This is a genomic window from Sneathiella sp. P13V-1, from assembly GCF_015143595.1.
Taxonomy (GTDB): domain Bacteria; phylum Pseudomonadota; class Alphaproteobacteria; order Sneathiellales; family Sneathiellaceae; genus Sneathiella.
This window is the reverse complement of record NZ_WYEU01000006.1, coordinates 1-12,094: the sequence shown is the minus strand read 5'-3', so window position 1 is coordinate 12,094 and position 12,094 is coordinate 1. Positions and strand designations below refer to the sequence as shown.

Sequence of the window (12,094 nt, the reverse complement as noted above, 5' to 3'; positions counted from 1 at the left end):
CAATGGAAAAAGTACGTGTGAGTGAAGATAGCCAGATCAGGGAATTGCTTGATTGGGCTATCGCGGACAAAAAAGTTATCAACGTAACGGGCGGTGGAACAAAATTAGAATTGGGTCGACCGACTGAAGTGGACGCAGAATTGTCCATGTCAGATTTAAACGGCGTTCTTCTTTATGAACCAGCAGAACTTGTTATGAAGGCAAAAGCGGGAACCCGCCTAGTCGAAATTCAAAAGACTCTTAAGGATGCAGGGCAGCAGATGGCATTTTGCCCTCCTGATCTCGGTCCATTGATGGGGAAAGACGCTGGGCTGACCACATTAGGCGGTATCTTTGCCTGTAACCTGTCTGGGTCTGAGCGTATTAAAAACGGTGCTGCGAGGGATCACCTTTTAGGGGTGGAAGGGTTCACGGGACGTGCTGAGCCGTTCCATACAGGTAGCCGGGTTATGAAGAACGTAACGGGCTATGATCTTTGTAAGTTGATTGCTGGTAGCCATGGAACCTTGGCTGTTGCCACCGAATTTACATTTAAGGTTCTTCCTAAAGGGGAGAAAACACGAACCGTTGTCGTATTTGGAGAAAGTCCAGAACAAGCTGTTAAAACCATGAACAGGGCAATGTCTTCAATTCATGAGGTTGTTGCAACGGCTTATCTGCCTGCAGACATCGCTAAGAGAACAGATATTGATTTGATCTCAGAACCAGAGAAATCAGTCACGGTGATGAAAGTAGAAGGTGCCGCGCCTTCAGCCGAATTCCGGTGTAAAGCCTTGAAAGATATGTTTAAAGACTGTGGTGACATCGAAGAATTGCATGGTATGCGATCAGAAAAGTTGTGGGATTTTACTGGGAATGTGGGCGCATTCGTAGCAGATCAATCGCGGATTGTTTGGAAAATCTCAACGCCTCCAGCAGAAGCGGCATCATATATAGCGTCACTTTCAGAGAGTCTTAGTGGTCTTGAGTATTATCTTGATTGGGCCGGAGGCTTGATTTGGATCTCTTTGCCAGCCGCCACAGAAAATGCCGGGGAGGAGAGTGTTCGAGGTAAACTTGAAAACGGTCATGCAACGCTCATTCGTGCTGATGCAAGTGTGCGATCAGCCATCTCACCTTTCCATCCGCAAGATAAAATCAAAATGATGATCAGCGAGAAAATCAGAGATGGATTTGATCCCTCCTGTATCCTAAATCCGGAACGTATGTATGCATTACCTGAAGGGGCGAAATCATGAAAACTGATTTTACCTTAGCACAGCTCGCGGATCCGAAATTCTCGGCGTCTAACGATATCCTCCGCAAATGTGTGCATTGCGGTTTCTGTACCGCAACTTGTCCGACCTATACCGAACTTGGAGACGAGCGGGACAGCCCTCGGGGCCGCATTTATATGATCCAGCAAATGCTGCAAAGTGGGCAACCAGCGCCTGCGGATACGGTTACACATATTGACCGCTGTCTTTCTTGCCTGTCTTGTATGACAACATGTCCTTCTGGCGTTGATTATATGCATCTGGTTGATCATGCACGTCAGTATGTTGAAGAGACTTATGATCGGCCGCTTGTCGATAAAATGCTGCGCAAGATGCTGACCATCTTGTTACCGCGCCCAAATCTGTTCCGTTTGGCGCTTTTTGGGGCAGGGTTATCCAGACCATTGAAAGGTTTGTTTAGGGGTCGCCTTCGTGCCATGCTTGATATGGCACCAAAAGAAATTGAACAACGCTCTATCCTTGATGAAGTGCCCTTGCACAAGGTAGACGAGCCTTCCAGAAAAGGGCGCGTTATTCTGATGACAGGTTGTGCACAGAAGGTACTGTCACCGCAAATCAATGACGCCACAATCAGGTTGCTAACCCGTCATGGCATCGAAGTTGTCATTCCAAAAGAAAGTGGCTGTTGTGGTGCGTTGCCTCTGCATATGGGGCAGGAAGATCCCGCGCTGGAACTCGCGAAGAAGAATGTTCTTGCTTGGTCTGCCGAAGCGGAAAGAGGTGAGCTGGACGCGATCGTGATCAATACGTCCGGTTGCGGGACAACGGTTAAAGACTACGGGCACCTTTTTGAGCATGATCCAGCTTTGAAAGAAAAAGCCGCGTTGGTTGCTTCTCTTGCCAAAGACATTACGGAATATCTGGCGGATGTGGAATTGCAAACAAAAGGTTCAACTCCAAGTCTGAAAGTGGCCTATCATTCCGCTTGTTCCTTGCAGCATGGACAGAAAGTAACCAACCTTCCTAAACAATTGCTGGAGAAGGCTGGCTACGATGTTTATCCATTGCCAGAGGCACATATTTGCTGTGGTTCCGCTGGGACTTACAATTTGATGCAGCCTGAGATTTCTGCCCGCTTGAAAGAGCGGAAAGTCAAAAATATTCAAAAGGTTGCCCCGGATCTTGTGGCCGCAGGGAATATTGGCTGTATTACGCAAATTGCATCTGGAATGGAACTGCCCGTCGTTCACACAGTTGAACTGCTCGATTGGGCAACAGGTGGTCCCAAACCAGAACAAATTGAGCGCTTACATACGGCTTAAGGTCTTCTCGCCAACCCACGCGATACGAAGAATATTTGTGGATCCGGGTGTTCCAAATGGAACCCCGGCCATAATAACAATCCTCTCACCAGGACGTGCATACTCTTCACGGAAAGAGATATTGCAGGCTTTTTCCACCATGTCGGCGAAATTCTCGGCATCTGCCGTATGGACGCAATGTAATCCCCAACTTAATGCCAGGCGGCGTGCGGTTCGAATAGATGGCGTCAGCGCCAGAATAGGTGCTGTACCTCGCTCACGCGCGGCGCGCAAAGCTGTTGACCCGGACGTGGTATATGTAACGATAGCAGATGCCTGAATGGTATCGGCAACTTGAAGAGCCGCAGCGCTGATGGCATCAGCTGTTGTCGCTTCCGGTGATGCGTGGGAAGCGTCCATGACAATGCGATAATTGCTGTCGAGCTCCGTTTCTTCGGCAATATCGTTCATTGTGCTGACAGCTTCGACGGGGTAATCACCCGCTGCACTTTCCGCCGACAACATTACAGCGTCTGTTCCGTCATAGATTGCGTTGGCTACATCGGTTACTTCCGCGCGGGTTGGAACAGGCGCAGAAATCATGCTTTCCAGCATCTGGGTTGCAACAACAACTGGCTTACCTGCGTTTTTCGCCCGTGTAATGATCCGCTTTTGGAGAGACGGTACTTTTTGTATCGGAACTTCAACACCAAGGTCACCACGCGCGACCATCAAAGCATCAGCAAGTTCTACGATGTCATCAAGATTGTCCACGGCTGATGGCTTTTCAATTTTCGCCATAACGCCAGCGCGTCCAGCGACAATTTTTTTAATTTCAGCAATGTCCTCGCCGCGTTGGACAAAGCTAAGCGCAATCCAGTCCACGCCAAGCTCCAACGCGTAATCAAGATCTTTACGGTCCTTGTCGGTCAAAGGACTCATCTGGATGATAGCATCTGGAATATTGACACCTTTCCGGTCAGACAGCTTTCCGCCGATGACCACCGTGCAAACAGCTTTAGTTGGAGATGCCTTGGTGACTTTCAGTTCCAGTTTACCGTCGTCCAAAAGCAATGTGCTGCCGTCTTCCAGAGAAGCAAGAACTTGTGGGTGCGGCAGAGAGACACGGCTTGGATCGCCTGCCTTGTCATCAAGATCCAGGGTGAACTCCTGTCCTTTCTCCAATAGAACTGGTCCCTCAGCAAAGGTGCCGACACGGATTTTTGGGCCTTGCAGATCAGCGAGAATACCTATGGGTCGCCCAAGTTCGGTTTCCAGTTTTCGAATGATTGAGACGCGTTCCTTATGATCCGAATGGTCTCCATGACTGAAATTAAGCCTGAAGACATCAACGCCTGCTAAATACAGTTTTTCAACCATTTCCGGGGAAGAACTTGCGGGCCCAAGTGTGGCAATAATTTTAGTTTTGCGCTGTCGTCTCATAATGAAAATCTGTTTCTGGAAATAACTCACAAACCATTGTTTATGAACTGTAAATGAAAATTGTGACTTTCATATTATCAACAAAGTGAAATTAATATAGCGGTTTATGCGCTAAATTCGAAATTCAAATAGATCATGTGTTCTTCATGTGTCGAAAGTAAATTAGAGAGCAGTTCCTTTTCTCGTTAAGACTTCTTTAATCAGATGGATGGCAAAAAAGATTCCCATGAGGGTAATAGCAAATCAGAGACGGATTCGCTGGTACTGCACCATGGGGGCTAAACGACTTCTGCGGCGCATACCCATTTATATGGCCGAAGCCATTGGATTTGTCGTTGCTGAATTCCGAATTCATGTCATCCCTAAATTTCATAAAGTGATTAATAACAGTCGGAAAACTGTGATGGAGCCGGTCATCCGCAGTGAACCCCAATTGGCATTTGTCGATAGCAATATGTTTGACCACAGTGAAGAAAAGGCGAAACCAGCTCCTAAAAAATACAATTATGAATGGGCTGTCACGCGGATGCAGGAACTTGAAGATCAAGGTGTCGCTGATCCGGTGGCATATTTAAACAATGAAATGACGGACTGGTGGCTTGCTCCGGATGGAATGATGGAGAATGAGGCTGATTTCGAAGGAATAGCCCTCGCCATTGAAGAACGTTGGCATAACTGATATATATTGCGGCCTTCCTTTGATTGGGGTGCTATGGCACTAAATTAAAAGGGAGTTTCCAACAATTATTTCAAGTTTAAGATTATGTCCCAGCCTTATACGCTGCTGAATGAAAACAGCGAAAGCCCGATTTTTCTGATCGCCGATCATGCCAGCCGTGAAATTCCTGAAAAATACAACAACTTGGGAATTGAGGATCCATCAATTCTACGCCGTCATATTGCCTGGGATATAGGGATTGAGGATGTCACTAAAAGAATGGCTGAAAAACTGGGGGCAACTGCCATTTTTTCAACATTCTCCAGACTGCTAATTGATGCGAACAGATACCCTACAGATCCTTCATCTTGCCCCGCTATAAGTGATGGGGTCGAAGTTCCTGGTAATAAGGATTTACCACAGGAAGAGCGTGACCATCGTGTGGAGACCTATTTCAAGCCTTATCACAAAAAGCTGGTTGAGATATTGGAGGCTAAAAAAGCATCAAGGGCGATACCTATTGTTATTTCCATGCATAGTTTCACCCCGATTATGGATGATTTTGATCGGCCTTGGCATATAGGCATCTTGTGGGATCAGGATGGGCGGATAGCTCTCCCAATGCTCGAAATACTAAATCAAAACCCAACATTGGTTGTCGGAGATAACGAGCCATATTCCGCCCGAGAACCCCTCGGCTATACAATGAACGAACATGGGACGAAGAAAGATATTCCGCATGTTGTTGTAGAAATCCGTCAGGATCTAATCGATACCCATCATGGTGCGGAAAAATGGGCGAATTTGATGACGGATCTGGTCATTCAGGTCGAGAAACGGTTAAATACTGACTAGAATTGTCTGACAGAGGCTTCGAAATGGGAATTAATGAACCCGGTTTTACATTAGGTGTTGAAGAAGAGTATCTGCTTGTTGATCCTAAAACACGCGATCTTGCGATTGATCCTCCGGAAGATATCTTAATAGAATGCCAACAACTTCTCCCCGATCATCAGGTTACACCGGAATTTCTGCGATCCCAGATTGAGATCGGCACAAAAGTTTGTTCCAACATCACAGAGGTGCGGGAAAGTCTGATAGAACTCAGATCCACTGTCTCAACGGTTGCTAATAATCATGGCCTTGCCCTTATGGCGGCTTCTACTCATCCGTTTGCAGACTGGCACCTACTAAAGCACACTGCAAAAGAACGCTACGATGTGATCGCGCAGGATTTGCAGGCTGTTGTACGGCGTTTAATGATTTGTGGGATGCATGTTCATTGCGGCATTGAGGATCCTGAAGTTCGTATCGATCTGATGAACCAGGTGTCCTATTTCTTGCCGCATTTACTGGCGTTAAGCACATCATCTCCGTTCTGGCGGGGGGAAGTCAGTGGCCTTAAATCCTATCGCCTGAGTGTTTTCGATAGTTTACCACGGACAGGTATTCCGGATCGCTTTGAAAGCTACAGCGAGTATGAGCGCCTTGTGAAGGTGATGGTGGATGCCGGAACCATTGAGGATAGCAGTAAAATCTGGTGGGATTTACGACCCTCTTCAAAATTTCCGACACTTGAAATGCGTATGACAGATGTCTGTTCCTTGATGGAAGATACTCTGTGTATTGCAGCTATTTATTCAAGCTTACTTCGCATGTTGTATCGACTTCGCCGCAAAAACCAGCGTTGGCGTATTTACCCGCGAACTCTGGTGGCTGAAAACAGGTGGATGGCTCAACGCTTTGGTGTTGAAGGCAAATTGATTGATCTAGGCATTCTGGGACAGGTACCGACTTCTGAGCTGATCGAGGAAATTATCGGCCTTGTGGAAGAGGATGCCGACGCCTTGGGCTGTCTTGACGAGGTTTATCATGCTCGCAAAATTATTGAACGCGGTACGTCTGCAGATCGACAAATCGCCGTTTATGAAGACGCGAAAAAACAGGGAGCTGACAACAAGGACGCCCTTTGTCAGGTCGTCGATAATGTTTTGAAAGAAACCATTGAAGGCTTGAATTAGTTGGTTTTCACAAGTTAAAAAAAAAGCCCGGCAACTGCCGGGCTTTTTTTGTTCCAGTTAGCTTTCATCGCCAACCGTTATTCCTAGACTTTGTAATTGATCAGATGTCAGATCACCCATGTGATCTCCAAGATCAATACTATCCAAAGTAATCGAGAAATCACTCTGCCCGCTGATAGTAAGCACAGTATGTGTTCCGTCGCTATCAAGATTGACAAGACCAGCACGTCCTTCAGCATCTGTACTTGTGCCTGCGTTGGCGTCAAGTGCATCAAACAATGCGTTTAGATCCACTTCATCACCTTGACTTGCATCGAAGCCGAAGATTGTATCATCACCGTCATTGATGCCTTCATAGACAAACAGATCTGCACCTGCACCGCCATGGAGCTGATCATCACCAGCACCACCGTTCAGGTAGTCGTCGCCATCACCACCAAACAAAGTGTCATTGCCACCCATGCCGCTCAGGAAGTCATCATTAATACCACCTGTGTAGCTTTCGTCGGAGCTGTCACCAGTGAAGGTTTGCGGCATAAAGCTGCTATCTTCTGCAACATTGATAGATAGATCTGCAGTATCCGTATCACCGCTGATATCTGTCAGGGTGTAGGTGAACACTTCAGATTCAACACCCGTAATGCTGCCAACCGGTGCAGTGTAGGTGTAAGATCCATCTTCATTTATTTCAAACGTACCGCCGAGAGCCGTCGTAAATGTCGCAGAACCGCCAGTGAGGTTGTATGTCACGCCATCATGCTCGACAGATGTAAGTTCAGTACCAAACTCGATAAGGTCGCCAATACCCCAAAGGTCATCACTTCCCGGATCATTCATCGGATCATCAAGAACATTACCGGAAACTTCGTTGTAGGTAACATCCTCAGAAGTCTGTGTAATTTTATCAATCCAGAGTCTGGATGAGTAATAGCTACCATCATTAGAGTTGACGTTCACAACCCCCAAATACAGTGTGTAGTTACCTGAAGTAGCAATGTTGAGCGTTTGGAGGCCACTTTGATCTCCATTGCCGGCAGTTCCTAAAATGCCGCTTTCAACGATATTTCCACTGGAGTCTTTCAATACATAAAAGCCGTTGTCTGGCCAATTAGAAGAGTCTCGATCTTCAAAGTACCAGTTGAACGCTATCGAGTCGCCGGCATCCGCAGTAATGGATTTGCTTAATGCAGACCCTTCGGCCGCTCCAGAAATGCCAAGTGTATTACTGATAACGTTATTTACGCCAATGAAGGATTCAAGGTTGCCGATACTTTGGTTGCTATCAGCGCTGATTTCAGCAGCTCTGCTGCCGTCTTTAACCTGATCACCGCTCGCGTGATTTTCACGCTCACGATCAACGACACCAAAAGTATTGAAGCCGTTACCGTCTTCAAAGTCTTCAATCGTTGTTGTAACCAGCGTTCCGGAATTCACACTTTGAAGCACATAATCCGCATTGTCATAAGCTTCCGGCGCGTTCGGAGTTACCGTAAGATCAATATCGATTGTTCCTGTGGCTTCGTCTCCATCCCAATCTTCAAGTTTATAGGTTATTGTGGTGTCTACCGCAGTTGTTCCATCAGATGTATTAAACTCATAATCACCTGTTGCAAAATTCATGGTGAAAGTATTTCCGCTACCATCGGTTACTTCCAATGTATCCCCGGAAACTTCTGGCGAGGTAGGTGTGTAGGTATTACCGAATACACTGATTTCCGTAATGCCACCCGCCTGATCTGCACCATATGTTCCGCTTGGTGTACCTGTGAAGATGTTACCAGTAATTGTTCCAGCGATTGTATCCACCAGCGTCGCGGTTAGATCCGCAGGATTGTCTACAACCAGAATATTTGCAGAAGCGTCACCCGGATTGTCAGGATCATATGAAGCGCCTTGCAGGTCTGGATCATTAGTTGGATTTGAAATATCGCCACCCACTGCTACGGCATATGCTTCGATATCGTTTGCCGCAGCAAATGACTGCCAATCACTGGAATTGAAGCTGTTGGTGTTATGCTCTCCATCGGACAGGAAGTAGGCGAGTTTCTGCGTTCCCTCTGACTGATCAGCGTTCATCATAGGGGTGAGGCCATCCTCAAGCACATCTACAGCGCTATTGTAGTTTGTGCCGTCATCAATACCCAGGTTGTCAGCCCAGTTTGAGTCTGCAAACTGGATGTTATTTACCTGTGCAGTGAAGTCCGCGAGGTTCGTATAGGTTCCAAGATCTGCACCGCCTCTTGCGAAAACAGAGAGGTTAATGGCTACATCGTCACCGGATGCAAATAGTTCTGTTGCAAGTGCAATTGCAGACTGTTTGGCACCTTCAAGGCGTGATGTGTCATTACTGCCGTTGCCGTCACTGTCATACTGGCTTTTCATACTCGTAGAGATGTCGATACAGATAGCGACACTGAAATCATTTGTGGAGATTTCACCTGTATGTGACTGGTCACTGGCTGTTGGCTCATCATCCACGATGTCGATGGAGACAACACCTTCATGGGTATTACTGCTGTAAGACACATCCAGTTTGATCACATCATCGCCACCATCCACATCAATTTCAGGGTGGTCAATCGGACCTTTCAGTTCGAATTCATAATCGCCAGAAGTACCTGGTTTCAAGTTAAGGACAAATACATCACCTGCACTTGTTGAACCGATAAGCTCTTTACCACCATTTTGCAGGGTAATTGAGATTTGTTCGCCATGGGATGTCAGGCTAGACAATGGGACAGAGACTCCATTGATAGTGACATCAACATCACCGTCCCATTTGAAGTTATTGGCTGTATGATCCACACCAAATGACTGCTCAGAAAGCTCTGCATCACTTGATGGGTCGGAACCAATTGTATCGATCGCAAACTCTTGTACAGCAAATGCCATATTCAAGGTTGTGATGGCACCTTCGATTGTCACCTGAACTGTATCTTCGACAGCAGACGCATTGTTTGTGAGGTCTGTTTCTGTGCCGGAAGTGTTGATTTCCTCAGATACCGTAAAGACAGAAATGTCATAATCAGTATCCGTTGTCAGACCGTCTGGAGCCACAAGAACAGCATTTGTCGTTGCTTGACCATTGATCATGATGCTGTCCGCATCCACTTTCAGGTAAGTTCCATCAGGAACACCATCCGGACCATTACCGCCTGAGTAAGTCACCAGATCAGAAGGATCTAAAACGCTAAAGTCAGCAGGGACTTCTACCAGGAAGTAATGAACTTCTGATCCGTCTGTTGTGTCACCAAATGTTGCATCAAGTGTAATACCGAACTGATCTCCTGGATCAACAGAACTGTTGGTCGAAGTCGTAATTGTCAGGTTCTCGATGCCCGCAGCACTGAGGTCACTGTTGTCGATTGTAAATGTAGACGTCAGCGTAAGGGTATCTGGATCCAACTCCTGAACAGTTCCTGGGTTGTTCCGCTCGATAATCCATAACTTTCCATTCTGACCATAAGCAATACTTTGAATATCTGGGTTGCCAGGGATATTAACCTGATCCGTTAATGTGATCGTACCGCCAGCGCCAAAGGAAAGCTTATAGGCGTTCGTTTCCGACCCCTCGTTGGCGACAGTCCAGAACTCATTGTTCGCTGTGTCATATGCCAATCCGTCAAGTTTAACACCAGACACAGTTCCAACTGTTGCCGTTGAACCGTCGGTTGGATCAATTGTGTAAAGTATGCTGTTGCTTCCGCTGCCAGTGACGACATAGAACTGTCCATTGGCAAAGGTTGCACCTGCTTGATCACTAATGACATTGCCGCCGGCAATATCATACGCTTCCACTACAGTGACTTGGCCGGCCGTTACAGTTGCCGGATCAATTGTCACGACATGGTCGGATACTGTGATGCCATACAGATATCCATTTGAAGAGCCCAATGCCTCAAAGTCAGAAGAGGTGTATGTACTGTTTCCAATGGTGTATGTAATCTGTCCAACTTCAACCGGTTGAATGGTGCCGGAACTCGCATCCAAATCAACAGTATAGAGTGTTGTCAGGTTCCCACCGCTGGACCCACCAATGATATAGGCAGAGCCATTTGTCGCCACACCAATAGAAGTCCCTGCAGGTTGATCTGCAACGGCATCCACGGTGATGGTGTAATCACCTGAAGTGGAGTTTGTCGCGCCGCTGTCAGGATCTTCATAGCTAATGTTAAAGCCAACCGTAGCATCAACATCGCTATCAGCCGGTATTTCAACGTCAATACCTATGCCCGATGTCCAAGCTGTGATTTGCGCAGCGCTGAGTGCAGTGCCGCTTGTCACTGCAGTCCCGTTGATAGAGACCGATACTCCGGAGCCAAAAGTGAGTGTGGCTCCTGTCACTTCCTCGTTGTCAGCTGGGGTGAAGATATCTGCAACATCAATGGTGACATCGTGCGCTGCAGATGCGGCACCTGAATCGTCCTGATCTGGTGCGTTATCCTCTGATACTGACACGCTACCACTTACTGTCGCGCTTGCACCGTCGGATGTCACAGATACTACAACCTGATGGGTATCCACTTCTTTGTTGTCGGTAATATCTGGCTCAGAAGTTGAGTTCGCAGCGGGTGTGTTGCTTTCAACTGTTGTCGTTGTGATATCCACAGTTACATCGCCGTTAAAGCCAGATGTCGTGGTGATACTCAGGCTATCGATCAAATTGCTCCAATCCGTACCATCAGCTGTATCACCAGTGAACGTCCATGTACCTCCGGATTGTGAAACACTGATTCCAGAGGGCAGGGTGTAGCCAAGTGAAGCACCGTTATCCACAGTCACTTCCATAGTCACCAATTCAGATGCATCACCATCGGCCCCACCATCTTCAGAGTGTGTGAAAGAGGCTCCTGCCAATGTACCTGTCAGGTTAAGATCAATTGGATCGTTTGTTTCCTGAGTTTCACTGAATGCTGTATTGCCGGAAACGTCAACATACTGATCCAGAACCGCATCAACCGTTACATCAACAGTTGTGGCTGTTGAATTGCCTGTGACAGAGGTATCTGTGATATCGCGGGCAGAAGAGGTGATGGAGATGTCTTTAAGGGCATCCACATCGCTATCTTCTGGGGAGGTGACACGGACCTGCAGGGTCTGTGTCTGCACACCGGAGCCTGTGATGGCAAAGCTGTCTGTTGGTGTGGAGAGAGGGGTCCATGTGGAGCCATCTGTACTGATCTCAACTGTCCATCCTGCCTCTGTTGGCAGATCAGCGAAGTTGATGGAGGTCAGCTCATCTGTTGTGTTGCCGCTATTGGCGGTGACAGTGAAGATGGCGCTGTTATCTTCCTTGATCAGCAGATCCCCCGCATCCAGGTTGGTGGAGACGGTTGGAGCCACTGTACCATCTTCAACAGTGAGGCTGAAGGTGGCTTCATCTGTCTTCGTATTGTCAGCAGTTGTGTCTTCCGTATCAGACGCAGTATCTGTGGCAGAAGAGGAGATCTTACC

The 12,094-nt window shown here is 47.3% G+C and carries 7 protein-coding genes; 5 read left to right on the top strand and 2 right to left on the bottom strand.

The annotated features are described in order from the left end of the window. The first annotated feature begins 2 nt into the window (after positions 1–2). Positions 3–1,238, top strand: coding sequence for an FAD-binding oxidoreductase (locus GUA87_RS17225; RefSeq protein ID WP_193717869.1), 1,236 nt, complete (start codon positions 3–5; stop codon positions 1,236–1,238). Then, entirely contained in the window at positions 1,235–2,539 is a 1,305-nt protein-coding gene (gene glcF / locus GUA87_RS17220) for a glycolate oxidase subunit GlcF (RefSeq protein WP_193717868.1), read from the top strand. The genes GUA87_RS17225 and glcF overlap by 4 nt, the downstream gene beginning before the upstream one ends. Here the strand turns inward: glcF and pyk are convergent. Next, positions 2,525–3,961, bottom strand: a complete 1,437-nt coding sequence (pyk, locus tag GUA87_RS17215; protein ID WP_193717867.1) for a pyruvate kinase — start codon at positions 3,959–3,961, stop codon at positions 2,525–2,527. The genes glcF and pyk overlap by 15 nt on opposite strands. A 271-nt stretch (positions 3,962–4,232) precedes the next feature. Between pyk and GUA87_RS17210 the strand changes: the two genes are divergently transcribed. The 3 genes from GUA87_RS17210 (at position 4,233) to GUA87_RS17200 (ending at position 6,640) form a co-directional block, all read left to right on the top strand. Beyond that, a complete protein-coding gene (locus GUA87_RS17210; protein ID WP_193717866.1) occupies positions 4,233–4,640 on the top strand; it encodes a hypothetical protein in 408 nt (135 codons plus the stop codon). Between the two features lie 84 nt (positions 4,641–4,724). Then, positions 4,725–5,474, top strand: a complete 750-nt coding sequence (locus GUA87_RS17205; protein WP_193717865.1) for an N-formylglutamate amidohydrolase — start codon at positions 4,725–4,727, stop codon at positions 5,472–5,474. A gap of 29 nt (positions 5,475–5,503) precedes the next feature. Then, complete coding sequence (locus GUA87_RS17200; RefSeq protein ID WP_193717962.1) at positions 5,504–6,640, top strand: carboxylate-amine ligase; 1,137 nt, start codon at positions 5,504–5,506, stop codon at positions 6,638–6,640. A gap of 57 nt (positions 6,641–6,697) precedes the next feature. Here GUA87_RS17200 and GUA87_RS18020 read toward each other — a convergent pair. Beyond that, positions 6,698–12,094: Ig-like domain-containing protein (locus tag GUA87_RS18020; protein WP_415774806.1), on the bottom strand; the 5,397-nt coding region annotated here is incomplete at its 5' end.